The organism is Brevundimonas sp. AC546 (assembly GCF_979258305.1).
On the sequence record NZ_OZ409849.1, the window covers coordinates 2,198,898 to 2,225,468 of the forward strand.

Annotated in this window: 26 protein-coding genes; 18 read left to right on the forward strand and 8 right to left on the reverse strand. The window is 67.0% G+C overall.

The genetic code is table 11. From position 1 onward, the window contains the following. The first annotated feature begins 9 nt into the window (after positions 1-9). The 3 genes from ubiE to ACZZZD_RS10895 are packed head-to-tail and all read left to right on the forward strand — an operon-like array spanning position 10 to position 2,856. Positions 10-798, forward strand: coding sequence for a bifunctional demethylmenaquinone methyltransferase/2-methoxy-6-polyprenyl-1,4-benzoquinol methylase UbiE (gene ubiE, locus ACZZZD_RS10885; RefSeq protein WP_463434950.1), 789 nt, complete (start codon positions 10-12; stop codon positions 796-798). Continuing rightward, the gene (gene ubiB / locus ACZZZD_RS10890; RefSeq protein ID WP_463434952.1) at positions 786-2,366 is read left to right on the forward strand and encodes a 2-polyprenylphenol 6-hydroxylase; all 1,581 of its coding nucleotides are present in this window, start codon (positions 786-788) and stop codon (positions 2,364-2,366) included. The genes ubiE and ubiB overlap by 13 nt, the downstream gene beginning before the upstream one ends. A 13-nt stretch (positions 2,367-2,379) precedes the next feature. Next, positions 2,380-2,856 (forward strand): hypothetical protein, encoded by a 477-nt coding sequence (locus ACZZZD_RS10895; protein WP_463434954.1) that lies wholly within the window; start codon positions 2,380-2,382, stop codon positions 2,854-2,856. Between the two features lie 4 nt (positions 2,857-2,860). Here the strand turns inward: ACZZZD_RS10895 and ACZZZD_RS10900 are convergent, their stop codons facing one another. The 5 genes from ACZZZD_RS10900 to ACZZZD_RS10920 form a co-directional block, all read right to left on the reverse strand. Then, positions 2,861-3,445, reverse strand: a complete 585-nt coding sequence (locus ACZZZD_RS10900; RefSeq protein WP_463434956.1) for a hypothetical protein — start codon at positions 3,443-3,445, stop codon at positions 2,861-2,863. 82 nt (positions 3,446-3,527) lie between these two features. Continuing rightward, positions 3,528-3,935 carry an alternative ribosome rescue aminoacyl-tRNA hydrolase ArfB gene (gene arfB, locus ACZZZD_RS10905; protein ID WP_463434957.1) on the reverse strand — a complete coding sequence of 136 codons (408 nt, stop codon included), beginning with the start codon at positions 3,933-3,935 and terminating at the stop codon, positions 3,528-3,530. Continuing rightward, positions 3,932-4,390, reverse strand: a complete 459-nt coding sequence (locus tag ACZZZD_RS10910; RefSeq protein WP_045811813.1) for a YaiI/YqxD family protein — start codon at positions 4,388-4,390, stop codon at positions 3,932-3,934. The genes arfB and ACZZZD_RS10910 overlap by 4 nt, the downstream gene beginning before the upstream one ends. An 82-nt stretch (positions 4,391-4,472) precedes the next feature. Further along, positions 4,473-5,813 (reverse strand): amidohydrolase family protein, encoded by a 1,341-nt coding sequence (locus ACZZZD_RS10915; RefSeq protein ID WP_463434961.1) that lies wholly within the window; start codon positions 5,811-5,813, stop codon positions 4,473-4,475. Continuing rightward, positions 5,813-7,291, reverse strand: coding sequence for an amidohydrolase (locus ACZZZD_RS10920; RefSeq protein ID WP_463434963.1), 1,479 nt, complete (start codon positions 7,289-7,291; stop codon positions 5,813-5,815). Before ACZZZD_RS10920 ends, ACZZZD_RS10915 begins: the two co-directional genes overlap by 1 nt. A gap of 150 nt (positions 7,292-7,441) precedes the next feature. Between ACZZZD_RS10920 and trmB the strand changes: the two genes are divergently transcribed. From trmB to ACZZZD_RS10985, 13 genes are all read left to right on the forward strand, one after another. Next, entirely contained in the window at positions 7,442-8,158 is a 717-nt protein-coding gene (trmB, locus tag ACZZZD_RS10925) for a tRNA (guanosine(46)-N7)-methyltransferase TrmB (RefSeq protein ID WP_463434965.1), read from the forward strand. Between the two features lie 99 nt (positions 8,159-8,257). Next, positions 8,258-10,207, forward strand: coding sequence for a methyl-accepting chemotaxis protein (locus tag ACZZZD_RS10930; protein ID WP_463434966.1), 1,950 nt, complete (start codon positions 8,258-8,260; stop codon positions 10,205-10,207). A gap of 69 nt (positions 10,208-10,276) precedes the next feature. Then, on the forward strand, positions 10,277-10,780 hold the full coding sequence (locus ACZZZD_RS10935; protein ID WP_463434967.1) for a DUF1993 domain-containing protein: 504 nt from the start codon (positions 10,277-10,279) through the stop codon (positions 10,778-10,780). Between the two features lie 150 nt (positions 10,781-10,930). Continuing rightward, a complete protein-coding gene (gene rimP, locus ACZZZD_RS10940; RefSeq protein ID WP_463434969.1) occupies positions 10,931-11,530 on the forward strand; it encodes a ribosome maturation factor RimP in 600 nt (199 codons plus the stop codon). Beyond that, positions 11,530-13,287, forward strand: coding sequence for a transcription termination factor NusA (gene nusA, locus ACZZZD_RS10945; protein ID WP_463434971.1), 1,758 nt, complete (start codon positions 11,530-11,532; stop codon positions 13,285-13,287). Before rimP ends, nusA begins: the two co-directional genes overlap by 1 nt. 18 nt (positions 13,288-13,305) lie before the next feature. Beyond that, positions 13,306-13,980 carry an RNA-binding protein gene (locus ACZZZD_RS10950; RefSeq protein WP_463434972.1) on the forward strand — a complete coding sequence of 225 codons (675 nt, stop codon included), beginning with the start codon at positions 13,306-13,308 and terminating at the stop codon, positions 13,978-13,980. Positions 13,981-14,087: 107 nt separating this feature from the next. Continuing rightward, entirely contained in the window at positions 14,088-17,129 is a 3,042-nt protein-coding gene (infB, locus tag ACZZZD_RS10955; RefSeq protein WP_463434974.1) for a translation initiation factor IF-2, read from the forward strand. A 245-nt stretch (positions 17,130-17,374) separates the two neighbouring features. Beyond that, a complete protein-coding gene (locus ACZZZD_RS10960) occupies positions 17,375-17,803 on the forward strand; it encodes a DUF2141 domain-containing protein (protein WP_463434975.1) in 429 nt (142 codons plus the stop codon). Between the two features lie 23 nt (positions 17,804-17,826). After that, positions 17,827-19,305 carry a carotenoid oxygenase family protein gene (locus tag ACZZZD_RS10965; RefSeq protein ID WP_463434976.1) on the forward strand — a complete coding sequence of 493 codons (1,479 nt, stop codon included), beginning with the start codon at positions 17,827-17,829 and terminating at the stop codon, positions 19,303-19,305. Between the two features lie 66 nt (positions 19,306-19,371). Continuing rightward, positions 19,372-20,514 carry an acyltransferase family protein gene (locus ACZZZD_RS10970; RefSeq protein WP_463434977.1) on the forward strand — a complete coding sequence of 381 codons (1,143 nt, stop codon included), beginning with the start codon at positions 19,372-19,374 and terminating at the stop codon, positions 20,512-20,514. 36 nt (positions 20,515-20,550) lie between these two features. Next, on the forward strand, positions 20,551-21,081 hold the full coding sequence (locus ACZZZD_RS10975) for a CHAP domain-containing protein (protein ID WP_159847769.1): 531 nt from the start codon (positions 20,551-20,553) through the stop codon (positions 21,079-21,081). Positions 21,082-21,121: 40 nt separating this feature from the next. Further along, complete coding sequence (locus ACZZZD_RS10980; RefSeq protein ID WP_463434978.1) at positions 21,122-21,919, forward strand: tryptophan 2,3-dioxygenase; 798 nt, start codon at positions 21,122-21,124, stop codon at positions 21,917-21,919. A gap of 73 nt (positions 21,920-21,992) precedes the next feature. After that, on the forward strand, positions 21,993-22,478 hold the full coding sequence (locus ACZZZD_RS10985) for a PA2169 family four-helix-bundle protein (protein ID WP_463434979.1): 486 nt from the start codon (positions 21,993-21,995) through the stop codon (positions 22,476-22,478). 74 nt (positions 22,479-22,552) lie between these two features. On the opposite strand, the gene rplS is transcribed toward ACZZZD_RS10985, so the two are convergent. The 3 genes from rplS to ACZZZD_RS11000 form a co-directional block, all read right to left on the reverse strand. Continuing rightward, complete coding sequence (gene rplS, locus ACZZZD_RS10990) at positions 22,553-22,975, reverse strand: 50S ribosomal protein L19 (RefSeq protein WP_463434980.1); 423 nt, start codon at positions 22,973-22,975, stop codon at positions 22,553-22,555. A 1-nt stretch (position 22,976) separates the two neighbouring features. Then, positions 22,977-23,717: a tRNA (guanosine(37)-N1)-methyltransferase TrmD gene (gene trmD, locus ACZZZD_RS10995; protein WP_463434981.1), complete on the reverse strand. Its 741-nt coding sequence runs from the start codon at positions 23,715-23,717 to the stop codon at positions 22,977-22,979. Positions 23,718-23,903: 186 nt separating this feature from the next. Beyond that, positions 23,904-25,742: a DUF885 domain-containing protein gene (locus tag ACZZZD_RS11000; protein WP_463434982.1), complete on the reverse strand. Its 1,839-nt coding sequence runs from the start codon at positions 25,740-25,742 to the stop codon at positions 23,904-23,906. 189 nt (positions 25,743-25,931) lie between these two features. On the opposite strand from ACZZZD_RS11000, the gene ACZZZD_RS11005 reads away from it, so the two are divergent. Both ACZZZD_RS11005 and ACZZZD_RS11010 read left to right on the forward strand, forming a co-directional pair. Then, positions 25,932-26,069, forward strand: coding sequence for an entericidin A/B family lipoprotein (locus tag ACZZZD_RS11005; RefSeq protein WP_055754663.1), 138 nt, complete (start codon positions 25,932-25,934; stop codon positions 26,067-26,069). Positions 26,070-26,177: 108 nt separating this feature from the next. Then, on the forward strand, positions 26,178-26,570 hold the full coding sequence (locus tag ACZZZD_RS11010) for a YidB family protein (RefSeq protein ID WP_463434984.1): 393 nt from the start codon (positions 26,178-26,180) through the stop codon (positions 26,568-26,570). Position 26,571: the final 1 nt, after the last annotated feature.

Here is a 26,571-nt window from a genome sequence, read left to right on the forward strand (position 1 = left end):
ACCCGCCTCATGACCGACGCCTCCTCGCACGGCCCGCATTCGTCGGGTGATCGTTCCTCCTTCGGCTTCCGCGACGTGGATGCGCGCGAGAAGGTCAAGATGGTGCGCGGGGTCTTCGATTCCGTCGCTTCCAGCTACGACGTGATGAACGACCTGATGAGCGTGGGCGTTCACCGCATCTGGAAGGACATGGCGGCCGCCAAGCTGAACCCCCGTCCGGGCGAGACCATCCTGGACGTGGCCGGCGGCACGGGCGACATGGCGCGACGCTATTCCAAGATGGCGCGCGCGGCACAGGAGCGGCGCGGGGGTGAGGACGCCAGCGTGATCGTGCTGGATTACAACGCCGAGATGATCCTGGCGGGCGTGCACAAGGGCGGCGAGCCGGAGATGCAGTGGAGCGTCGGCGACGCGATGAACCTGCCGCTGCCCGACGCCTCGGTCGACGCCTATTCGATCAGTTTCGGTATCCGCAATGTGGCCCATATCGAAAAGGCCCTTTCGGAGGCGCACCGCGTGCTGAAACCGGGCGGCCGGTTCCTGTGCCTTGAGTTCTCGCGGCCGACGACCAGCCCGATCCGCAAGGTCTATGACGCTTGGTCCTTCCACGCCATTCCGCGCATCGGCGGCTGGGTCGCCAAGGATCGCGAGAGCTATCAGTATCTGGTCGAGAGCATCCGCCGCTTCCCCGATCAGGCGGCCTTCAAGGGGTTGATCGAGGACGCCGGCTTCCGTCGCGTGTCGGTGACCAACCTGTCGGGCGGAATCGCCGCCATCCACCACGGGTGGGCGATCTGACCAGCCGGATCTATCGCACGGCCCCGCCGCCGCCCGCGACGGTGGCGGTCCAGAACCCGGTGGCGTCCTTCCTGCGGCTGCTGGGCTGGCTGTGGGTGCTGGTGAGGCACGACGCCCTTGTGCCGCGCGAGGTCACGCCGCTGTTGCCCGCATGGACCCGGCCCTTCGCCCGGTTCGTGCAAATGTTTTCCGGTCGCGCCGGCCGTCAGGGAAGGCCGGGCCAGAGGCTGGGCAAGGCGTTCGAACGCCTGGGACCGGTGGCGATCAAGCTGGGCCAGGTCCTGGCCACGCGCGCCGACATCTTCGGCCTGCAGTTCGCACGCGACCTGGGCCGGCTGAAGGACGCCTTGCCGCCTTTCTCGGAGGAAGAGGCGCGGCGCGAGATCGAGAAATCGCTGGGTCGGCCGGTCGAGAGCCTGTTCATTGACCTGAGCCCGCCGGTCGCCGCCGCCTCACTGGCCCAGGCGCACCGCGCGACCCTGGCCGACGGCAGGGCTGTGGCGGTCAAGGTGCTAAGGCCGGGGGTCGAGCGCAGGGTCGCCAATGGGCTGGATTCGATGCGCCTGGCCGCCCAGCTGGTGTGGCGGCTCGTGCCGATGGCGCGGCGGCTGGAGCCTTCGGCCTTCGTCGAGACCATCGCCAACTCGCTGGACCTGGAGCTGGACATGCGGCTGGAAGCCGCCGCCGCCAGCGAGATGGCCGATGTCCTGGCCAAGGACGGCTACATGTCCGCCCCCGCCGTCATCTGGGACGGGGTCGGCAAGCGGGTGCTGACGCTGGAATGGGCGCTGGGCGTGCCCATGACGGACCCGGCTCTGCTGGACCTGCCGGGGCTGGACAAGGATCAGCTGGCCGACAATGTCGTGCGCGCCTTTCTGGTTCAGGCGCTGGACCACGGGGTATTTCACGCCGACCTGCACGAGGGCAATCTGTTCGCCAGCGCGCCCGCCCATCTGACCGCCATCGACTTCGGCATCGTCGGGCGGCTGGGTCCGGGCGAGCGACGCTATCTGGCCGAGATCCTGTGGGGCTTCATCAGCCGGGATTACGACCGGATCTCTCGCGTGCATTTCGAGGCCGGCTACGTCCCCGCTCACCATTCGGTCGAGACCTTCGCCCAGGCCCTGCGCGCGGTGGGTGAGCCGGTGATCGGCCGCGCCGCAAGTCAGGTCTCCATGGGGCGACTGCTGGGCCAGCTGTTCGAGATCACCGCCCTGTTCGACATGCGGCTGAGGCCCGAGCTGATCCTGCTGCAGAAGACCATGGTCTCGGTCGAGGGCGTGGCGCGTCGCCTGCAACCCGACCACGACCTTTGGAAGGCCGCCCAGCCGGTGGTGGAACGTTGGATCCGCCGCGAGCTGGGACCCCAGGCCCAGGCCAGGGACGCCCTCAACGAGATGATCGCAGCGGCGCGCGCCATCTCGCGCCTGGTGCAGGAACCGCCTCGTCCGGCGGCGGTGGTCATCGAAAAGTCGGGAACTCCGGCTTGGCTGGTGGCTTCAGTCACGGTCGCGGTTCTCGCGGCTCTGACGGCCTTGGCCCTCTCGCTCTGGCCCTATCTGTCCTGACCGGAGCTTTCGTATGAAGCCGACCCTGATGAAGACCGCCCTAGCCGCAGTACTGCTGCTGGCGCCCGTTCCCGCCTTCGCCCAGGCCGCCGCCGGCGCCGTGCCGAACGCCTTTGATCGGCCCGCGCAGTCGGCGACCACTCAGGCGCGTCCCGCTCCTGCGGCACCCGCGCCGACCGGCGCAGCCCAAGCGCCCGACATCGCCCGTTCGGAAGAGGCTCTGCGCGCCGTGATCGCTGCGGCCCAGGGGACCGGCTTCGACTACGCGGACTTCACGACCGGTCTGGGAACCCAGATCCGCCAGCAGGAGGCCCAAGTCATTCCGCTGATCAAGGGCTTCGGCGCGGTCAAGACCGTCGAATACGTCAAGCAGGAAGGCGAGGCCCAGATGTTCAAGGTCACCTTCGACAACCAAGTCACCGAATGGATGATCGGCTTCGACGCCGAGGACAAGATCGCCGCCCTGCTGTTCCGCCCAGCCGAAAGCTGATCCCTCAGGTCTCCGTCGCGGGCGGCGCATCGTCGTCCGGGATGGGGCCGGTCTGATGGTACAGGCGCGCCGCCGCGTAGCAGGGCGCCACGGTGCAGGTCTTCATCACCAGGCGCACGGTGTAGGCGCCGTTCGCCGAGGGCTGGATGTTTATCACCGGCGCTGAGTCCGGAAGCGTGTCGCGTTCGACGATCTTGCCCGCCGGATCGAGCAGCTCCATGTCGAGGTCGGAGCATTCGTTGTCGCATTCGCCCAGGATGCGATAATTCTTGCCGTTCTCAAGGTTCAGTTTCCAGGCGTGAACTTCCGTCGGCTGCATCGCGACGACCACATCTTCGACGCCGGCGACGGGCGAAAAGCCCTTGGCCAGTTCCTTGGCGGCTTCATTAAGATAGCCACGCGCCACGCTGCGAATTTCAGCTCGATCCCGAGCGGACATGGAAACCTGAGGCGTTGCGGCGATGACGGCCTTGTCCTGTTCGGACTGGGCTGGCGACTGAGGTCCGGGATCGGCGCTGTCCTTCTTTCGGACTTCGTATTGGCCGCAGGCGGCGAGGCCACCCGTCGCCAGCATCAACCCGATCGTCATCGCCCGAAATCGCCGCATCCGCGCCTCACTCAACCGTTGCTGTGGAAGCTGAACGATATCGAACAAAAGACGTTCCTGCGTCTCAGTCGTCCTGACGGGGTTTTCCCCTGCCGGACTTGATCGTGGACCGTGTGGTCTTGGCCTTCAGCCGCCGCTCTTTCGACGCCTTGGTCGGGCGGGTCGGCACGCGATAGACGGGTCGGATCGAGGCCTCGTCCACCATGGCCTGGAGCCGTTCCATGGCGTCGGCGCGGTTGCGCTCCTGGGTGCGATGGCGGACGGCGGTGATCAGGATCACCCCTTCCAGCGTCAGACGACTGCCCGCCAGCTTCATCAGCCGCGCCTTGACCGGATCGGTCAGGGAGGGCGAGTTCTTGACGTCGAACCGCATCTGGACGGCGGTCGAGACCTTGTTGACGTTCTGACCGCCCGGCCCGCCGGCGCGGTAGAAGTGGAACTCCAGCTCGTCCTCTGGAATGACGGTGGTCATGTCGCCGCCTTGCGCGCCTTGACCACGGCCTGATCCAGGGCCTGCAGGAAGCGCGACCGGTCGGCGGCCGAGAAGGGCGGCGGGCCGGAGGTGGCCACGCCCATGGAGCGCAGATGCTCGCCCACCATCCGCCCGGCCAGGGCCGAGCCGATGGAATCCGGCGTGAAGGGCTGGCCATTGGACTTCAGCGCCTGGGCTCCCGACTTCAGGCAGCGGTCGGCCAGAGGGATGTCGGCGGTGATGACGACGTCGCCCACGGTCGCGCGCTCGGCGATCCAGTCGTCGGCGATGTCGGGCCCGGCGTCCACCACCACCTGTTCGATCAGGGCCTCGCGCGGCACCTGCATCCAGGTGTTGGAGACCACATAGGTCTTCAGCCCATAGCGGCGGGCGACGCGATAGACTTCTTCCTTCACCGGGCAGGCGTCGGCGTCGATGTAGAGCACAGTGGGCATGGGCGTGACCTAGCGCGGACGCGACAAATGAAAAAGGGCGGGACCGCGAGGCCCCGCCCTTTCCGTCAGACCGAAGCGATCGTCAGTTCCGATAGGCCGGCGGCATCGGCGTCTGCTGGCGGTAACGATCGCGTAGCATCAGCGGCCGGCTGGTCAGCGGCTGTTCGACGCCATTGACGAAGATCGCCGACGGTTGGCTCAGCGGCTCCAGCGGGTCGCCGGACCAGACCACCACATCGCCTGCTGCGCCCGGCGTGATCTGGCCGAACTGGCCAGCCATGCCGAAGATCTTGGCCGGATTGACCGTCAGGGCGGCGATGGCGGCGCCGTAAGGCAGGCCGTGCGAGACGGCGTTGCCGGCGTTATAGCGGGCCTCGCGCGCGCGGTGGGTCGAGCCTTCGTTGCCCTTGATGGCGATGACCACGCCGGCGGCGTTCAGGGCCGCCGCATTCTCCATCCGCGCCGCCCGCATTTCGAAGTCGCTGGGCAGGTTGGTGATGGGGTTCAGCAGCACCGGCACGCCGGCCGAAGCGATGTCGCCGGCGACCAGCCAGCCCTCTTCGGCGCCGTCCAGGATCAGCTTGATCCCTTCCTCACGCGCCAGGCGTAGCACCTGCTGGATGTCCGAGGCGCGGTGGACGCTGACGATCAGGGGCATGGTCCCGTTGGCGACAGGGATCAGCGCCTCCAGGTCCGCGCGCGACAGGCTGAGGTCGCGCAGGCCCGCACGCTCGTAGGCTGACTTGTTGCTGGCATAGAGGCGGACCTCCGACAGGGTCTCCTTGAACAGGACGAACTGCGCCCCGCGTGCGCCGCCGGCGACGCCCGCGCCAGCCTCGCCGAAGGGGGCGACCATGGCCACGCGCGGCTTGACCAGGATGTCCGTGCCCTGGCCCAGGTTGATGATCGCCGCCTGGCCTGCGAACAAGCCCGGCGTCTGATAGCCGCCGTCGCCCGCGCCGGCCGTCTCGTCTTCATGGACATGGCCGCCGGACGAACCGGGGTGCTGCGGCACGACGATGGCGCGCGTGATGCCGCCCAGGCGTGCGACCGGCAGGGTGAAGGACCAGGGGTCCAGCCCGTAGGAAATGTCGAAGGCCGCGCTGAGGGTGTTGGCGCTGTTGCGCAGCGCATTTGTGCCGCTGACCGAACTGACCTCGGTCCCGGCCAAGCCGGAATCGACCGCGACGAAGCCGGGGGCGACCGTCTTGCCGGCAGCGTCGATGACGCGCGCACCAGAGGGGGCGCTGCCTGAGCCGACCGAGACGATCTTGCCGTCGCGAATGACGACCGTGCCGTTCTCGATGACGGAGGTTCCGGTCAGGACGCGGCCGCCGACGATGGCGACTGTGTCCTGGGCGAGGGCGGGGGCGGCCAGCGACAGCGCCGCGACGGCGCCCGCGAGAATGTGAGACAGACGCATCAGCGGGCTCCTTCCGTGACGTTGGCGGCGCTCAGGCCATAGCCCGGCTGGCCCAGCTCGAAGTCGCTGGTCGGCTGATAGGCGGGGTTGGTCCGGTCGAAGGTCAGGGCGCCGTCGATGAAGACCTGATCGGCGCGGGCGTAGATCGAGAAGGGATCGGCGCTCCAGATCACCACGTCGGCGCGCTTTCCGGCCTCCAGCGACCCGGTCTGGTCGGCGATGCCGATGGCCTTGGCGGCGTTGGAGGTGATCCAGCCGATGGCGTGTTCTTCGGAGATGTTCAGGCCGGCGCGACGACCGGCCGATAGGGCGGCGGCGGCTTCCTGGTTGAGGCGCTGGGTCAGTTCGGCGTCGTCGGAGTGGATGACGGCGCACGATCCCTGCTGGGCGTCCACCAGGGCGGCGTTTTCCTCGATGGCGTCCAGGGCCTCCATCTTGAAGCCCCACCAGCCGGTCCACATGGCCGCGCAGATGTCGTTAGCGGCCAGTTGCGGCGCCAGCTTGTAGGCCTCGGTGGCGTGGTGGAAGGTGGTGATGCGGTAGCCGAACTCCTTGGCCATATCCATCATCAGCGCCATCTCGTCGGCGCGGTAGCAGTGGTTCTGGATCAGGATCGAACCGTCCAGAACGCCCATCAGGGTCTCGTTCTGCAGGTTGCGGGTCGGGGCGGCGCCTTCCCCGTCCTCACGCCACTTGTCCCATTTGGCCTTGTAGTCGCGCGCGGCGATGAAGGCGGCGCGGTAACCGGCCATATTGCCCATGCCGGTCGCCGGGCTCTGGTTGCGGCCGCCATAGACGCGCGACGGGTTCTCGCCACAGGCCATCTTGACCGTGTAGGGGGCTGCCGGGAACTTCAGGCCCTGCATGGTGATCGAGGGCACGTTGCGGATGGTCACGCCGCGCCCGCCGAACAGATTGGCCGAGCCGGGCAGGATGTGAAGCGTGGTCACGCCGCCGGCGCGGGCGGTGTTGAAGCCGGGATCCTGTGGCCACAACGAATGTTCGGCCCAGACCTGGGCGGTGTTCGGGCTCGTCGCCTCGTTGCCGTCGCTCATGCCGCTGACGCCGGGCGACGGGTAGACACCCAGGTGGCTGTGAACGTCGATGACGCCGGGGGTGACGTAACGGCCGCGCGCCTCGACGACGCGATAGCCGGTCGGGACGGGGGTGGAGGCGTCGCCGACGACGGCGATCTTGCCGTCCGTGACCACGACCACGCCGTTCTCGATCTTGCGATCCGTGCCGGTCAGGACCGTGGCGCCGACCACGGCGAAGTTCTCGCGCGGCAGGGGCTGATAGGTGGAAGGGTAGGGATCCAGCGTGGTCGCTGGATCCAGGCCGGCGGCCAGGGTCTGGTCCTTCGACGGTTTCGCGGCGGTGTCGTCTGAGGTCTGGCCGGTGGTGGCGCAGGCCGTCAGGCCCAACACGGCGCATGTGATGGCCGCGAGGCTGACGCCCCGCAGATGATGTCCGATCATCGAAATCCCTCTCCCCGCGAATGCGTCAGCCCCGACGCCGCTTGCAGCCGTCATAAAAAGGCGTTCGGTCGCGACCGTCAAAAGGTTTCGACGTTCGTCTGGGCGCGCTTGTTCTGGACGCCTCGCGCTGCGACGGCTAACGGCAGGCGCATGAACTCCGACGACCGTCCCGAGAACGAAAACCCGCATCTCGACCGCCCGCTACGGTCGTTCGGCCGCATCAAGGCCCGTCCGATCAAGCCGCGCCAGGCGGCGCTGATGGAGACGCTGCTGCCCGATATCGCCGTGCCAGATCCCAAGGCAGGGCCGCTGGACCCCAAGGCGATGATGCCCGAGGCGACCGAGGTCTGGCTGGAGATCGGTTTCGGCGGCGGCGAGCACATGGCGGCCCAGGCGGCGACGCGTCCCGACGCCCTCGTCATCGGCTGCGAACCCTTTCTGAACGGCGTCGCCTCGGCCCTGCGACACGTCGAGGAGGGCGGGCTGAAGAACGTCCGCATCCACGCCGACGACGCACGCGACCTGGTCGACGCCCTGCCGGACGCCTCGGTCGACCGGGTGCTGATCCTGTTCCCCGACCCCTGGCACAAGGCGCGGCACAACAAGCGCCGCCTGTTGCAGGACGAGACGGCGCAGGCCTTCGCCCGCATCCTCAAGCCCGGCGGCACGCTGCGCTTCGTCACCGACTGGCTGGACTATGCCGAGTGGGCGCTGGAGCGGCTGAGCCGCACGCCGGGGCTGGAGCGGATCGGCGCGGCCGATCAGGACTGGTTCATCCCGCCCGCCGATCATGTCGTGACCCGCTACGAGGAAAAGAAGCTGGGCGACACCGTCCCGGTCCTCCTGGAGTTTCGACGGACAAAATGACGAAGGGCCTGCGTAGTTTTACGCAGCCGGTCCTTTCGCGGATATTTAACGAACCTCGTTAGTAAGTGTCCCAAGTGATGAGATTTGGGGACGGGGAATATGAAGGCGTTGACGATCGGCGGGCGGATCAATCTGCTCGCTCTGGTGACCATGGCGGGGCTTCTGGTCATCACCGGCCTGTCGCTGATGCGGCTGGACGCCGTCATGCGCGCGGACATCGCCGGCAGCACCAAGGCCTCCGTCGAGATCGCCTATAGCGTCGTGGCTCACTACCAGGCCGAGGAGCAGGCCGGCCGCCTGACCCGCGTTCAGGCTCAGGACGCCGCCAAGGCGGCCGTCGGCGCCATGCGCTACGGAAACGACGACTATTTCTGGATCAACGACATGCATCCCACCATGGTGATGCACCCGATGAAGCCTGCCCTGAACGGCACGGATCTGAGCGAGAACAAGGACGCCGAGGGCGTGCTGATGTTCAAGGAGTTCGTCAGCGTCGTTCAGCAGAAAGGTGAAGGCTTCGTCGATTATCAGTGGGCCAAGCCGAACCAGGAAAAGGCCTCGCCCAAGATCTCCTTCGTGAAGGGCTTCGCGCCCTGGGGCTGGGTGATCGGCTCGGGTGTCTATACCGATCAGATCGCCGCCGCCGTCGGCAAGGCGGCGCTGACCCTTGGCGCCATGGCGTTGGCGGTCGCGCTGGCGATCGGGGCGGCCGGTTGGTTCATCGGCCGGTCCGTGTCGATGCCCGTGGTGGCCTTGGGTCGTCGGATGCGCGGCCTGGCTGACGGCGACAAGACCACGGAAATTCCTGGCGTGGCCCGCGGCGACGAGATCGGCCAGATGGCCGCCGCCCTGGCCATCTTCCGCGACGCGGCCATCGAAAAGGATCGTCTGGAGGCCGAGGCTCTGTCGCAACGGTCCATGAGCGAACAGGAACGCGCCGCACGCGAGGCCGAAAAGGCCCGCGAGGCCGAGGCTGATCGCGTCACCATCACCGCCCTGGGCCAGGGCCTGTCGGCCATGGCCGACGGCGACCTGACGCACAGGATCGAGGTAGAGTTCGCGCCCAAGGCGGCGCAGCTTAAGAACGATTTCAACGCGGCCGTGGCCCAGCTTCAAGAGGCTGTTTCGGTGGTGGTCGGCAATGTCTCCGGCATCCGTTCCGGCGCCGGCGAGATTTCGCAGGCCGCCGACGACCTGTCGCGCCGCACCGAACAGCAGGCCGCCGGTCTGGAAGAAACCGCTGCCGCGCTGGATGAAATCACCGCCACGGTGAACAAGACCGCCTCGGGCGCCCGCCAAGCTTCGGATGTCGTGCGTGCCGCCAAGGGCGACGCCGAAACCTCGGGCGTCATCGTCCGCGACGCCGTTTCCGCCATGCAAGCCATCGAAGGGTCGTCCAGCCAGATCAATCAGATCATCGGCGTGATCGACGAAATCGCCTTCCAGACCAATCTCCTGGCCCTGAACGCGGGCGTCGAAGCGGCGCGTGCAGGCGAGGCCGGTCGTGGCTTCGCCGTCGTGGCGTCGGAAGTGCGGGCCCTGGCCCAACGTTCGGCCGAGGCGGCGAAGGAGATCAAGACCCTGATCTCCACCTCCACCACTCAGGTCGGATCGGGGGTGAAATTGGTCGGTCAGACCGGCGAGGCCCTGCAAAGGATCGTGGACCGGGTAGCCGAGATTGACGGGCTGGTCAGCGAAATCGCCGCCTCGGCCCAGGAGCAGGCCGTCGGCCTTGCCCAGGTCAACACCGCCGTGAACCAGATGGATCAGGTCACGCAACAGAACGCGGCGATGGTCGAGCAATCGACCGCCGCCAGCCATTCGCTGGCCCAGGAGGCGGAAAGCCTTCAGGCCTCGGTCGCCCAGTTCCGCGTCGGCTCAACTTTCGCATCGGCGCCGGCCCCCGCTTCACGCAGGGCGTCTGCATCCGCCGCCACCCCGCCGATGCGCTCGCCCCATCTCGCCGCTGCGCTGAAGACGGTCGGCCGGGGCGGCGCCGCACCCAGGGTCGCCGCCCTAGCGGCCGAGGATGGCTGGGAAGAGTTTTGACTTAAGGGTCGGCCGGGCTGGCGCTTCGGCGACGCACCGCCCAGCTATGGCGCCAACCGGAGCCATGGAATGACCTTTTCGATCTACGACGCCGCCTCGCCGATCTTCGTGCGCGGCCTGACCAACCTGTCGGGCTTCCTCGACAAGGCTGCGGCGGAAGGCTTCGACGAAGCCGCACTGGTTCAGGCCCGTCTCCATGACGACATGCGGCCCCTGGCGTCGCAGGTTCAACTGGCGTCGGACTCGGCCAAGGGCGCCGTCGCCCGGCTGGCGGGCGTTGACAATCCGGCCATGGCCGACACCGAGACCACCTTCGCCGAACTGAAGGATCGCATCGCCCGCACCGTCGCCTTCATCGAGAGCGTGGAGCCTTCGGCTTTTGTCGGCGCCGAGACCCGCCCGATCGTCGTAAAGACGCCGAACCGCGAACTGAACTTCAACGGCGCCGGCTATCTGACCAGCTTCGTCCTGCCCAACTTCCACTTCCACCTGACGACCGCCTACGCCATCCTGCGCAAGGAAGGCGTGCCGCTGGGCAAGATGGATTATCTGGGCCGACTGGCCCTCGTTTGACCTCCGCCTTCGCCCGAAGATGACGAAGAGGGCTGACAAGCGATCGTGAACAGCCTATATGGCCCCTCACATCGTTAGACCGGCGTCCAACGGCGTCGTTCCAAGCGGCGGCCCGGACGGACCGCCGCTTTTGTTTTGGATACTCGTCGCTTGCGCGCAAGAACCGCCCAGGACCGCCAACTGCTGGAGCTGATCGACCCCATCGCGGAGTCGCTCGGTCTCGAGGTCGTACGCGTCCGACTGATGACCGGCTCCAAGCGCCAGCGTCTGCAAATCATGGCCGAGCGCCCGTCCGACCACGACATCTCGGTCGAACAATGCGCCAAGCTGAGCCGCGCCGTGTCCGAGGTGTTCGACGCCGCCGACCCCATCGCCGGCGAATATATGCTGGAAGTCTCGTCGCCCGGCATCGACCGGCCCCTGACCCGTCCGCTCGACTTCGACCTGTTCGAGGGCGAGGAGGCGCGTCTGGAGACCGACCGGATGATCGAGGGCCGCAAGCGCTTCAAGGGCGTGCTGGCCGGATACGAGGACGGCAACGTCCTGATCGATCTGGACGGCGAGGAAGAGACCGCCCTGATCCCGTTCGACTGGCTGAGCGATGCGAAACTGGTCCTGACCGACGCCCTGATGAAGCGGGGCGCCGCCATTCGCGCCGCGCGCGGCGAACCCGAAGACGACGGCCTGCCCGAAGGGGAAGCCGAAGACGCAACAACCGACACCACGACCCCTTCTGAGGACAACGCCTGATGGCCGTCACCGGTATTTCCGCCAACCGCCTCGAACTGCTGCAGATCGCCAATGCGGTCGCGCAAGAGAAGAACATCGAGCGCGAGGTCGTCATCGAAGCGATCGAAGAAGCCATCCAAAAGGGCGCCAAGTCGCGTTACGGCGCGCACCACGACATCCGCGCCAAGATCGACCACAAGACCGGCGAACTGTCCCTGACCCGTCACGTCACCATCGTCGAGGACGACTGGATGCCGGAAGACGAGCTGGAAGAGTTCAACGACAGCGCCATGGTGCGCCTGACGGACGCCTCCAAGCGCGATCCTGAAGCCGAAGTCGGCAAGGAATACGTCGAGACCCTGCCGCCGTTCGAGTTCGGTCGCGTCCAGACGCAGATGGCCCGTCAGGTCGTCACCGGTAAGGTCCGCGAGGCCGAGCGCGCCAACCAGTACGAAGAGTTCAAGGATCGCGTCGGCGAAATCGTCAACGGCACGGTCAAGCGCGTCGAATACGGCAACACCATCGTCGACCTGGGCCGGGGCGAGGGCGTCATGCGTCGCGACCAGTCCATCCCGCGCGAAGTGTTCAACATCGGCGACCGGATCCGCACCTACATCTACGACGTGCGCCCCGAGGCCAAGGGCCCGCAGGTCATGCTGTCGCGCGCCCACCCTGGCTTCATGGCCAAGTTGTTCGCCCAGGAAGTGCCGGAAGTTTACGACGGCGTGATCGAGATCCGCGCCGCTGCCCGCGACAGCGGTTCGCGCGCCAAGATGGCCGTCCTGTCCAACGACAGCTCCATCGACCCCGTCGGCGCCTGCGTCGGCATGCGCGGCTCGCGTGTTCAGGCGGTCGTCGCCGAACTGCAAGGCGAGAAGATCGACATCATCCAGTGGAACCCGGACGAGCCGACCTTCATCGTCAACGCCCTGGCTCCTGCCGAAGTCTCCAAGGTCGTGCTGGACGAAGAAGCCGGTCGGGTCGAAGTGGTCGTGCCGGACGAGCAACTGTCGCTGGCCATCGGCCGTCGCGGCCAGAACGTCCGCCTGGCCTCGCAGCTGACCGGCTGGCAGATCGACATCATTACGGAAGCGCAAGACTCCGAGCGTCGCCAGCGCGAGTTCAGCGAACGCACCGGCCTGTTCCAGGAAGCCCTGGACGTGGACGAGGTCATCGCCCAGCTGCTGGTCACCGAAGGCTTCGCCACGGTGGAAGACCTGGCTTATGCCGATCCTTATGAAGTCTCCGAGATCGAAGGCTTCGACGAGGAAACCGCCGAGGAACTGCAGGCCCGCGCCCGCGAATTCCTGGACAAGAAGGCCGCCGAGCTGGACGCCAAACGCGTCGAACTGGGCGTCGAGGACGGCGTGCTTCAGGTGCCGGGCGTGACCCTGGCCATCGCCGTCGCCCTGGGCGAAGGCGGCGTGAAGACGGTTGAGGATCTCGCCGACCTGGCCACCGACGAAATCCGCGGCGGCTACGAAGTCAAGAACGGCGAACGGGTCAAGGTCCCCGGCGTTCTGGAAAGCTTCAACCTGGCTCAGGAAGACGCCGAACTGCTGATCCTTCAGGCGCGTGTCGCCGCCGGCTGGATCGACGCTTCGGAACTGCCGCAGCCTGAGCCGGAAGAGTTCGAGGAAGACGGCGAATACGCCGAGGGCGAATATGACCCGGACCAGGTGTTCGGCGACGCGCCCGCCGAGGCCGAAGACGCCGAGGCCGTATCCGACGCAACGGAGGTCCTCGTCGAGGACGACTCCGAACCGTCGAACGCGTGATGGGAGACCTGGCCACATATGAGCTTGCGCGACGCAACGATCGATAGGGAACGCCGGGACCTCGTCTCTCACGAGGTCATGGACGAATCTCGCCTGATCCGTTTCGTCGCCGGGCCTGATGGCCAGGTGGTTCCCGACCTGGGCAGGAAACTGCCCGGACGCGGCCTGTGGGTCGAAGCCAGCCGCGTCTCGATCGAGACTGCGGTCAAGAAGAACGGCTTCACCCGCGCTGCGAAAACCAAGCTGACCGCTCCGGCTGACCTGGCCGATATCGTCGAACGGCTGCTGGTCCGGCGCTGTCTCGACCAGCTCGGTCTTGCCCGGCGCGAAGGCGTGCTTATCTCTGGCTTCGAAAAATCCGCCGCGAACATCCGTTCGGGCAAGGCCGCCTGGGTGCTGGAAGCCGCCGACGGCTCGGCCGACGGACGCGGAAAAATCCTCGCCCTGGCCCGCCATCAGACCGCAAAAGTTTGCGGCGCGTTCACCGTGGACGATTTGAGTTTGGCCCTTGGGCTGGAAAATGCGATACACGCCGTCCTGCTTGCGGGCGGACGCGCCGATCGGTGGACCATAGAGGTCGAACGACTGGCTGGATTTCGGCCGCTTCGTCCCCCTCACTGGAATGTTTCCAGTGTCGAGGACGGACCGGCGGGAGCAACCCCGACTGACCTTGATAAAGGTGGGGCGAGCTGAGGATTTTGGCGGCCGAGGCCTGTCTCCAAGGGCGGAGACGGGCTCACGGCCGTTCATGGGTATTAGATGAGGACGGCGGGCCTTTCCGCCCCGAGTAAAGCGACCGGATGAGCGACGAAAACGACAAGACCAACGAAGGCCAAGGCAACGCGGGCGGCACGCCGTCCCAGACGGGGCCGCGTGCTCCGCTGAGCCTGAAGCCGCGCGTTGTGGGATCGGTCCCGACCGGGACCGTGAAGCAGAGCTTCAGCCATGGCCGATCCAAGACGGTGGTGGTCGAGACCAAGCGTCGTGCGGGCGCCGGCGGACCGCAACGTCCGCAGGGCTTCGATGTCGCGCGTCCGCAGCAGGCCTCTCAGGCGCCGCGTCCGCAAGGTCAGCGCCCGTCGCAACCCGCCGGCGGCGCCCTGTCGCCCGAGGAGCAGGAAGCGCGGCGTCGCGCCATCGCCCTGGCGACCCAGGCCAACGCCGCCAAGGCTGACGCCGCCGCCGCCGCCAAGGCTGCAGCCGACGCGGCCGCCCGCGACCAGGCCGCCGCCACCGAACGCGCCGCCCAGGCCGCGCGCGACGAAGCCGCCGCCGCCAAGGCTGCAGCCGAAGCCGCCCGCGCCGAGGCCGCCAAGTTGACGGCCGCTGCCCCTCAACCGGCCAAGCCGGCGCCGAAGCCTGCCGCACCCGTCGCCGCTGCACCGGCTCCTGCGCCCGTTGCGCCGACACCGGCTCCTGTGGCTGCGGCCCCGACGCCGGCTGCGCCCGCCCGCCCGGCTGCCCCGGCTCGCCCTGTCGTCAACTTTGGTCAACGCGTACCGAAGCCCGGCAATCCGCAACGCGCTGCGCCTGAGCGTCCCGCCTTCGGCGGCCGTTCGGCTCGCGAGCAAGCCATGGGTGGCGGCGACCGCGCCTATTCGGAGCGCCCGCAGACCGACCGCCCGCAAGGCGATCGTCCGCAGGGCGCTCGTCCGGGTCCTGGCGGCCAGCGTCCGCAAGGCGCCAAGCCGGCCGAGCCCGTTCGTTACTCTGCTCTGAACCCGCGTCCGGCTCCCGGCGCCGCCCGTCCCGGCGGCGCGCGCACCGGCCCCGGCGGTCGTCCGACCCCGAACGCGCCCCCGGCCGAGGCCAATGTTCTGCGTCCGGCCCGTGCGCCCGGCGCCGGCTTCGGCCGTCCGGTCGGTCGCGACGACGATCGTGAAAAACGCTTCTCCGACGCCGGCAAGGCGGTCAGCCGCACGCGCGGCGAGCCGAAGCGCCGCGAAGGCCGCATGACCATCCAGTCCGTGGTCGGCGACGGCGACGCCGCCGAGCGGATGCGTTCGCTGGCGTCGGTCCGCCGCGCCCGCGAACGCGAGAAGGAAAAGCGCAAGGGCGGCTCGACCGACGCGCCCAACCGTCCGCGCGAAGTGGTCATTCCCGACGTTATCACCGTTCAGGAGCTGTCCAACCGGATGGCCGTGCGCGGCGTCGACATCATCAAGTTCCTGATGAAGCAGGGCTTGATGATGAAGATCAACGACGTGATCGACTCCGACACCGCCGAACTGGTGGCCGAGGAGTTCGGCATGGCCGTCAAGCGCGTCTCGGAATCCGACATCGAGTTCGGCTTCCTGGGCGATGCGGACGACGCCGAAGCGGCGGACACCCGCGCCCCGGTCGTGGCCATCATGGGCCACGTCGACCACGGCAAGACCTCGCTGCTGGACGCCCTGCGCACCACCGACGTCGCGGGCGGCGAAGCCGGCGGCATCACTCAGCACATCGGCGCCTACCAAGTTCGCCTGCCGGACGACCAGAAGGTCACCTTCCTGGACACCCCGGGCCACGCCGCCTTCTCGGCCATGCGTGCGCGCGGCGCCAATGTGACGGACATCGTGGTCTTGGTCGTCGCCGCCGACGACGGCGTCATGCCGCAGACGATTGAAGCCATCCAGCACGCCAAGGCGGCTAATGCGCCCCTGATCGTGGCGGTGAACAAGATGGACAAGCCGGGGGCGACTTCGCAGAAGGTCGTCAACGAACTGCTGCAATATGAAGTGATCGCCGAAAGCCTGGGTGGCGACACCCAGATCATAGAGGTGTCCGCCAAGGAGCGGATGAACCTCGACGGCCTGCTGGAAGCCATTCTGGTCCAGGCCGAGGTCATGGATCTGCGCGCCAGCGCCGATCGTTCGGCCGAAGGCGTGGTCATCGAGGCCAAGCTGGACAAGGGACGTGGCCCGGTCGGCACCGTCCTGGTCAAGCGCGGCACGCTGAAGCGCGGCGACATCGTCGTAGCCGGCGGATCGTGGGGCAAGGTTCGCGCCCTGCTGAACGAGCGCAACGAGCAACTGACCGAAGCCGGTCCGTCTGTCCCGGTCGAGATCCTCGGCCTGGACGAGGCTCCGTCTCCCGGCGACGTCTTCGCTGTGGTGGAATCCGAAGCCCGCGCCCGCGAGCTGACCGAATACCGTCAGCGGGTGAAGCGCGAGAAGGCCCAGGTTTCAGGCGGCTCTGTCTCGCTGGTCGACATGATGGCCAGGCTCGGCTCCAAGAAGGCCTCGGAACTGCCGGTCATCATCAAGGCGGACGTGCAGGGTTCGGCCGAAGCCATCGTGGGTTCGCTGGACAAGATGAGCACCGACGAAGTGCGCGCCCGCACGGTCTATTCCGGCGCCGGCGGCATCACCGAGAGCGACGTCAACCTGGCCAAGTCGGCCGGCGCGCCGATCCTCGGCTTCAACGTTCGTGCGTCGAAACAGGCGCGTGATCTGGCCGACCGCGAGGGCGTCGAGATCCGCTACTATTCGATCATCTACGACCTGCTGGACGACATCAAAGGCGTGCTGTCCGGCATGCTGGCGCCGCTGCAACGCGAAACCTTCCTGGGCAACGCGGCCGTCCTGCAGGTGTTCGACATCTCCAAGATCGGCAAGATCGCCGGTTGCCGGGTGTCGGAAGGCGTGGTCCGCAAGGGCGCCCGCGTCCGTATCGTCCGCGACGACGTGGTGGTGCTGGAACTTGGCACGCTCAACACGCTCAAACGCTTCAAGGACGAGGTCAACGAAGTCACGGCGGGCCAGGAGTGCGGTATGCAGTTCCAGGGCTTCCAGGACATCAAGGAAGGCGACTACATCGAGTGCTTCACGGTCGAAGAGATCAAGCGCACGCTGGACTAGTCCACGTCGCGAGCCACTCAGAGACAAAGGCCCGGGACCCAGGTTCCGGGCCTTTTCTTTTTTGCGTCACACGCTGCGGCGTAAAATTCTCTGTCCGTTCGCGCTTCGCCAATGAACGGGGGTGGTCGTTGGCGAATGGTGGCCGTGCGTCGCCGCAAGTGAGGTGGCGGCGGGCACGGAGCGGCGGCAGTGTCGGTCATCGAGGACCGGTCGTCGGTCTCCTCCCTGAACCAGGACGCACCGTCATGAAGACCTTCGCCGCCATCACCCCCGTTCTCGCTCTCGTCGCCGCCGCCGTCATCTCGGCCCCGGCCTTCGCCGCCGACCTGACCGTCGACTTTCCGACCGCGGCGCCTCAGGGCCAGATCATGGCCGCTGTCTTCGGCAGTGAGGCGAACTATGGCGGCGAGGGCCAGCCGGTCCGTTACGCCATGGTCGACGCGGCGGGCGGTCAGAAGAGCGCGACGTTCGAGGGGCTGCCCGACGGCGACTATGCGGTGCGCGCCTTTCACGACCTAAACGGCGACGGCAAGATGAACACCAACCCCTTCGGCATGCCGACCGAACCCTACGCCTTCTCCAACAATGCGGTCGGCAACATGGGGCCGGCGTCGTGGGACCGCGCCAAGTTCACTGCGGCCGGCGTCGCCGTCCAGTCGATCGACCTGAAGTAAGCGATCGAAGCCGGAGCCTGATCATGACCCCCTCCCGCCGTTCCTTCCTGATGGGCGCCGCCGCGCTTTCCGCCGCCGTCGCCACGCCCGAAATGGTCCGCGCCGCCGCCGCTCTGGACGCCGTCGCCGCGACGAACGCCGACTGGGCGCTGGCGACCCAGGACATCGATGGCGACATGGCGCGCCAGACGATGCGCCTGATCCACGGCCGGGCGCCGGAGGGGCTGCAGGGCGCGCTTTATCGCAACGGGCCGGCCAAGTTCCGGCGACCGGGCGGTTCGGCGACCCATTGGTTCGACGGCGACGGCATGATGCGCGCCTTCCGCATCCAGGACGGGCAGGCCACGCTGGAGGCGCGGTTCGCCGACACACCCAAGCGCCGCGCCGAGACCGAACTGGGCGCCGTCGTGACCCCAGGCTTCGGCACGAAAGGCGACGCGCGCGCCCGCATTGGTTCGAACGATGACGCCAACGCCGCAAACACCGCCGTCATGGTCGCGGGCGATCAGGTCTGGGCGCTGTGGGAGGCGGGATCGCCCCTGGCCATGTCGGCCTCGGACCTATCGACCAAGAGCTTCGTCACCCTGCGTGACGACCTGAAGGGGATGCCGTTCCAGGCCCATCCGCGTTATGCGCCCGACGGTTCGATCTGGAATGTCGGCCTAGCCGGAAACCGCGCCGTCATCTGGCGCTTGAACCCCGACCGCAGCCTGAACGACGCCCAGATCGTGCCCCTGCCGCGCGCCAGCTATATGCACGACTTCACCGCCACCGACCGGCACGTGATCCTGGTGCTCCAGCCCTGGGTGTTCGAGACCCACGCCATGCCGGTGATCTCGGGTCTCGCCTGGCGACCCGAGATGGGGACGCAGGTCCTGGTGCTGGACAAGGACGACCTGTCCAAGCGCCGCCTCTACGACCTGCCCGGCTTCTTCCATTTCCACCTGGGCGACGCCTGGGCCGAGCGGGACGACACGATCCGCTTCGATGTCGCCGCCAGCGGCGATCCGCGCTTCGCCGTCGATGGCGCGCGGGTTCTGGTGGATGGGCATGGGGTGGCGCCGGGCGATCCGGCGAAACTGGCCCTGATCACCCTGCGGCCCGATGGTCGCGCCGACATGACCTACAGCGATGTCGTGGGCGAGTTCCCGAAAGCCGATCCGCGCCGGGCCGGGCTGAAACGCAGCCTTACGGCCCATACGGCGGGCGAGACGCGCGGTCGTCCTCTGCCGACTGGCTTGGCCGTCCACGACTGGGACAGCGGCCGCTTGAAGGCCTTCGAATTCGGCGTGCATCAGGTGGTCGAGGAAGCGGTCTTCGTGCCCAAGCCCGGTGCGATGGCCGAACGCGACGCCTGGCTGGTCGGACCGTCGGTCAATCTGAAGGACGGTCGCACCGAACTCCATGTCTTCGACGTGGCGCGGATCGAGGACGGGCCGGTGGCGACCTGGCAGGCGGACACGGCCCTGCCGGCCGGCTTCCACGGCGCGTGGGCGGGATAGCGGCCGCCGGGCACAACCTTTGCGCGCCTTCACGGTTCGAAAAGGCTGACGTGCCAAGGTGAGACCATGACCCCCGTCCAGACTCCTGCCGATCTTCGCCCCATCACCGCCCTGCGTTTCGGCGCAGCGATGTGGGTCGCCGTCTATAGTTTCTGGGAAAACCTTGCCGGGGCGGGTCAGTCCGGTCTGGTGGCCAAGGGCTATCTAGGAGTCGAGCTGTTCTTCGTCCTGTCTGGCTTCATCCTCAGCCACGTCTATCTTCAGGCGGCGGGCGAGAAGCGGTTCTCCTATCGCAGCTTCCTGTGGGCGCGGGTGGCGCGGGTCTATCCGCTGCATGTCGCGACCCTGATCGGGGTCGGGCTTCTGGCCGCCGCCGCCCTGTTCGCGGGCATGAGCGTGGACGGCAATGTGCTGAGCTGGGCGTCGCTGCCCGCCAACCTGTTCATGGTCCACGCCTGGGGCCTGGCGCCGGTGGCGGGCTGGAACCATCCGTCCTGGTCGATCTCGGCGGAGTGGTTCGCCTACCTGTGCTTCCCTCTGTTCGCCTTCGTCTTCTGGCGCGCGCGGCATCGTCCGATCGCGGCCGTCGTCGGCGCAGCGGCGTTCCTGGCCATCCTCTATTTCGTCTTCGAGCAATGGGCAGGCTTCGCTCTGACCGAGGCGACCATTCGTTGGGGCGCGCTGCGGATCGTGCCGTGTTTCGCCCTGGGGTGCGCCCTCTACCTCGTCTATCGCCGCGCGCCGTTGAAGGCGCCGTGGCTCTGCGCCGCCGTCTCGTTCGGCCTGATGGTCCTCAGCGCCGCGCTGGGCCTATGGGACGGGGTCACGGTTCTGCTGGCCGGCGCCCTGATCCTGTCGCTGGCGTCGCTGCCGAACGAACGCGCCGGATGGCTGGCGTCCAAGCCTGCCGTATACCTCGGCGAGATCAGCTATTCGGTCTATATGGTCTGCGTGCCGTGGAAGCTTCTGGCCGTCGGTCTGGCCGCCAAGCTCACGGACGCGCCCGACAAGCAGCTTCAAATTTTCGTGTGGTTGGTGATTTTGGCCCTGTTACCCGTCGTCGCGGCCATTTCGTACCATTTGGTGGAACACCCGGCCCGCAAGGCTTTGCGCGGCATGGCAAAGCGCAGCAATAAGGTTTCGGCAAGCAGTCTGAAGTCCAGCGCTACGCCGAAACAACTTGCTACCGAGCGTGAACCCATGGCCTAAAGGGCGTCCCAACGGCGGGTCGGGATACCCCTAAGCATGACGAAACGGCTCAAAGCCGCCGCAGTTGCGGCGACCCTCGGTTTTTTTGCGTTGGGCGCCGTTCCCACCAGCGCAAAGGCTGACGAGCCGTATTGGCAGTGCGTGACTTTCGCGCGCATGTTCTCGGGCATCAATATCTTCGGCGACGCCTGGACATGGTGGCGCCAGGCCTCCGCCGGCTTCCGCACCGGCAAGGCGCCGGAAACCGGCTCGGTTCTGGTCTTCCGTCCCGAGGGCCGCATGAGCCGGGGCCACGTCGCCGTCGTCTCCGACATCCTGACCGACCGCGTGGTCCGCGTGACCCACGCCAACTGGGGCGGCAGCCGCGGCAAGGTCGAGGAGAACGTCACCGTCGTCGACGTGTCGCCCTCCAACGACTGGTCGCAGGTCAAGGTCTGGTACAATCCGATCAACGACCTGGGCACGACCGTCTATCCGACCTACGGCTTCATCTACAAAGGCGCGCGCGACGCCTTCGACGCCGGTCGCCAGATCGCCTCGAACGTCTCGGCCCAAGGCCAGCATTAAGCCGCCTTGCGCTGCCCGCCACCGCGGGCGATAGGCGGGCATGACCCAATCCAGCGACATCACCTACGCCGGCTATCTGGCGTTGGACGACCTGCTTTCGACCCAGCATCCGCTGTCGGATCAGCACGACGAGATGCTGTTCGTCGTCATCCACCAGACCAAGGAACTGTGGCTCAAGCAGATCCTGCACGAGACGGCCCTGGCCCAGCGGCTGGTGCGCGCCGGCGACCTGGTTCCCGCCTACAAGAGCCTGGCGCGGGTTTCGCGCATCCAGGCGGTGATGACCCACAGCTGGGACATCCTGTCGACGATGACCCCGGCAGACTATCTGCGCTTTCGCGGTTCGCTCGGCTCGTCCTCGGGCTTTCAGAGCGATCAGTTCCGTCGGTTCGAGGCCATGCTGGGCCTGAAGGACGCCAGCTTCCTGAAGTTCCATGAGGATCGCCCCGAGGCCCTGGCCGCGCTTCAGGCCGCCATCGCCGCGCCCAGCCTGTACGACGACGCGCTGGCCCAGTTGGCCGAGGCGGGTCTGCCCGTGCCCGCCGAGGTGCTGAACCGCGACGTGACCCAGCCTTACGAGCCGTCGGAAGCCGTCGAGGCGGCCTGGCTGGAGGTCTATCGCGACACCGAGCGTTGGTGGGTCCTGTATCAGCTGGCCGAGAAGCTGGTCGATCTGGACGACGCCCTGCTGACCTGGCGACACAAGCATGTGGTCACGGTCGAGCGCATCATCGGCCGGCGGCGTGGAACCGGCGGAACCGAGGGGGCGGCCTATTTGGCCTCGACCCTGAACAAGCGCTGCTTCCCCGAGCTGTGGTCCCTGCGCACCAAACTTTGATGTCGCAGGGCGGCAACCTTCGCCGCGCCCGACCATTTCGCCGTTCGACCGCAACAGCGGAAGGATAGACGAGATGACCAACCCCAACGCCCACGACATCAAGGTTTTGAACGGCCTGATCGAAACCACGCTGGACAGCGCCGACGGCTATCGCGAAGCCGCCGAACAGACGCAGGACCCGCATTACCGCACCCTGTTCGAGCGCCGCAGCGCCGAACGCCAGCAGGTCGTAGACGACCTGTGCGCCGCCGTGCGCGGCCTGGGCGGCGATCCCGAATCCGACGGCTCGATCCTGGCCAAGGCCCACCGGGCCTTCCTTGACGTGAAACATGCCCTGCTGCGCAACGACGATTCCGTCGTCGGTTCGATCAACAGCGGCGAGGGCTTCATCGCCGGCAAATACGAAAAGGCGCTGGAGGATACCGGAATTTCCGCCACGACCCGCGAGACGATCCGGCGGGCCTATGCGGCGGTGAAGACCGAGCATGAGCAGATGGAAGCGTTGAAGCACAGCCTGGAAGGCCAGCGCGACGCGGACAACCCGCTCTATCCGCAGTAGTCGCTGACGGTGGAATAGAAAAAGGCCCCGGCGGAAACGCCGGGGCCTTCGTCATTTCAGTGTCGTGTCTGAAACTACGCTTCGTCGCCCTTGGAGGCCGAACCGGTTTCCGGAACCACGGCGCCCTTGACGGGACGAACCGTCTGGCGTTCGGCGATACGGGCCGACTTACCGCGACGATCGCGCAGGTAATAGAGCTTGGCGCGACGCACGACGCCGCGGCGCTTCACTTCGATCGACTCGATGTTCGGCGACAGAATGGGGAATTTGCGTTCGACGCCTTCGCCGAACGAAATCTTGCGGACCGTGAAGGTTTCGCTGATGCCGCCGCCGTCACGGGCGATGCAGACGCCTTCGAAGGCCTGGACGCGCTCGCGCTCGCCTTCCTTGATCTTCACGTTGACGCGCAGGGTGTCGCCGGGCTGGAAGACCGGGATCTTGCGTTCGCCCAGGACGCGGGCTTTTTCTTCGGCGTTCAGCTGTTGAACGATGTTCATGTCATTTCTCCTCGGGCTTTGCGCCCTTTAGCTGTGATTTGGCGAGATGCGCTTCCCAGAGGTCTGGTCGCCGCTCCCGCGTTGTCTGTTCCCGTTGCGTCTCGCGCCATTGCGCGACCTTCTTGTGGTCGCCCGACACCAGCACCTCGGGTATCTCCAAGCCCTCGAACGTCCGCGGTCGCGTGTACTGCGGGTGTTCCAGAAGCCCATCCTCGAAGCTTTCGGACGACAGGCTGTCTGCCGCGCCAAGCACACCGGGGATCAGTCTTACGCACGCCTCGATCGCGACCATCGCCGCCGCCTCGCCGCCAGCGAGAACCGCGTCTCCGACCGAGACCTCCTCGAACCCGCGTGCGTCGAGCACCCGCTGGTCCACCCCCTCGAAACGACCGCAAAGCACGACGATGCCGTCGGCCTTGGCCCATTCCTTGACGCGCGCCTGGGTCAGGGGCCGACCCCTGGCGCTCATGTACAAAAGCGGCCGCCCCCTAGAAGGGTTGGTCGGTCCCGACAGGCTATCCACCGCCCGAGCCACCACGTCCGCCTTAAGCACAGCTCCCGGGCCGCCACCCGCAGGGGTGTCGTCCAAGAAGCCGCGCGTATCTGTGGAAAAGGCGCGAATGTCAACCGTTTCCAGGCTCCACAGGCCCTTCTCGCGCCACGCCGTGCCGATCAGAGACACGCCGAGCGGGCCGGGAAAGGCCTCGGGAAACATGGTCAGGACGGTGGCGGTGAAGGGCATGGCGGCGGCTCATACACGAAAAGCGCATTATTGCCTCCCTCTCCCGTTGGGAGAGGGCTTGAGCGCACGGCGGCGTAGCCGTCGTTCTTGCGCGAAAGGGTGAGGGCCGGGTGATGCGACCAGGGCCCACCGGCCGACCCTCATCCGGCTCTTCGAGCACCTTCTCCCAATGGGAGAAGGGCGTGTCTAAGCCCTCGGCGCCCCGCCGCCCGCCGCGATCCAGCCGTCGACCTGGTCTTCCAGCACGTCCAGCGGCACAGAGCCGGAGCCTAGGACTACGGCGTGGAAGTCCTTGATGTCGAACTTGTCGCCCAGCGCCGCCTTGGCCCGGTCGCGTAGTTCCTCGATCTTCAACTCGCCGATCTTGTAGCTGGTGGCCTGGCCGGGATTGGTGATGTAGCGCTCGACTTCCTTTTCGATGTCGCGCTCGGACAGCAGGGAGTTCTGGCGGAAATAGTCCATCGCCTGTTCGCGGCTCCAGCGTTTGGCGTGCAGGCCGGTGTCGGTCACCAGACGCACCGCGCGCCAAAGTTCGGTCGAGAGTCGGCCGAAATCGGAATAGGGGTCCTGATAGAAGCCCATCTCCTTGCCCAACTGCTCGGCATACAGGCCCCAGCCCTCGGCGTAGGCGCCGTAGCCGCCGAAGCGACGGAAGCGCGGCAGGCCCTCGATCTCCTGCGCATAGGCGATCTGGAAATGGTGGCCCGGCGCGCCTTCGTGATAGCTGATGCCCTCGATCTGGGGCTTCAGCACCTGGGTCATGTCCGACAGGTTGACGTAATAGATGCCCGGCCGCGACCCGTCCGGCGCCGGCGAGTTGTAGAAGGCGATCGAGGCCGTCGCCTCGCGGAACGGCTCGACCGCCCGCACTTCCAAGGCCGCCTTGGGCAGGGTCGAGAACCATTGCGGGGCCGCCGCCATCACTTGGGCGATGAAGCCGCGCGCGTCCGTCAGATACTGCTCCTTGCCCTCCGGCGTGTTCGGATACTGGAAGCGCGGATCGGTCTTCAGGAAGGCGAAGAAGTCCTGCAGCGAGCCGGTGAAGCCGACCTGCGTCTTGATGACTTCCATCTCGGCCTGGATGCGGGCGACTTCGGCCAGACCGGTCTGGTGGATCTGGTCGGCGGTCAGGTCGGTGGTGGTCGAGAGCTGGAGCCGGGCGTTGTAATAGGCCTCACCCTGCGGCAGGCGCCACACCCCGGCATCGCTGTCGGCCTTGGGCTGCACCTCGGCCAGGGCCGTCAGCACGGTGTCGAACCCGGCCTTGTAGGGGCCGGTCAGGGCGGCGCTGCCTTCGGACAGCAACCGGTCCTTGGTGGCCTGATCGATTTCCAGCGCCGCGACCTTCTTGTTGAAGTCGGCCCAGACCGCATTGTCCGCGCCGCCGTCGAACGGGGCCCCCGAGATGACGTTGCGCGTATTGGCGATGGACGGCGCGAAGACGAAGCGGGGCGAGACCACGCCCGCCGCCGCGCGCTGACGCAGTTCATCGGCGACCTGATCCATCTGCGTTTCGGCGGCGCGCAGGCGGGCGACATAGGCCTCCGCATCGGCGACGCTGGCGACGCGGTGGTTGTTGATCAGGAAGACCGGCAGGCTGGTGGTCGGGTTGCCGTTGGCCGCGAACTGGAGGCCCCAGTCGCGCCATTGGTTCGACAGTCGCGCCTGCTGGACGCCGTATTCGAAGATCCGCCACGACAGCCGCGCCTGCGGGCCCAACTTCTGCGGGTCGAACTGGGCCTTCATCTGCGCCAACTGGGCTTCCTGAAGCGCCAGGGCCCGATCAGCGGCGACATCCGACACGTCGTCCAGCTTGTCGTAATCGGTCTTGATGCCCAGCGAGGTCATCTGCTGCGGGCTCAGCGCGATGCGGGCCTGGAAGGCCTGTTCAAAGAAGGCGTTCAGACGCGCGTCCTCGCTTGGGGCCTCGGCTGCCGGCGCCGGCGCCGCCGTCGTTTGGGCAATTACGGGCGCGGCGGAAAGCACCGCCATCATGGCGGCGGACGAGATCAGAAGACGACGCATGGACAACCCCTCGTAAAACAGGGGCGCACCTTCGGGGCCGTATCCGTCGAGCGCAAGCCGTCAATGTCGCAGATGTTGCGGCGATCCGACACGTCCGGGTAAAATCCCGATACGGCGTCGCTTAATGCAACCCAAGTTCCAGGTCGGCGTTTGGACGGAGCTTGACCATACCAACAAGGGGTTCACACCATGCGCAAGATCATCACTCTGACCATCGTCGCCGCCGCTCTGGCCGTGTCGGCCTGCAACACCATCGCCGGCGCCGGCCGCGACGTCTCGGCTGCCGGTTCGGCCGTCACCACCGGCGCCAACGACGCCAAGAACTAAGGGTTCGGCGAAAGCTGGATCTGGAAGAGGCCCGTCGGACCCCCGGCGGGCCTTTCTCGTATCCGTCGCACGACGGTGTTACGGTGCGCAATCAATAGGAGATGGACGATGGGCTTTCTCGACAATGTGGTGAAGGGCCTGGGCGACGACGCCGCAGGCGGATTGGGCGACCTGCTCAAGGGCCAAGGCGGCATCGGCGGCCTGGCGGAGAAGTTCGGCCAGGCGGGCTTGGGCGACGTGGTCGGCTCCTGGGTCGGCACTGGCCCAAACGCCAATATCTCGCCTGAGCAAATCACGGCCGTCCTGGGCCACGGCCCCATCGCCGACATCGCCGCCAAGATGGGCGTCTCGCCTCAGCAGGCTGGCGAGACTCTGGCAGGTCTGCTGCCCGAGGCCATCGACCGCCTGACCCCCGGCGGTCAGATCGACGGCGCTGACGACCTGTTGGGCAAGCTGCCCGGCGGATTGGGCGACATGATCGGCGGCTTCCTGAAGCGCTAAG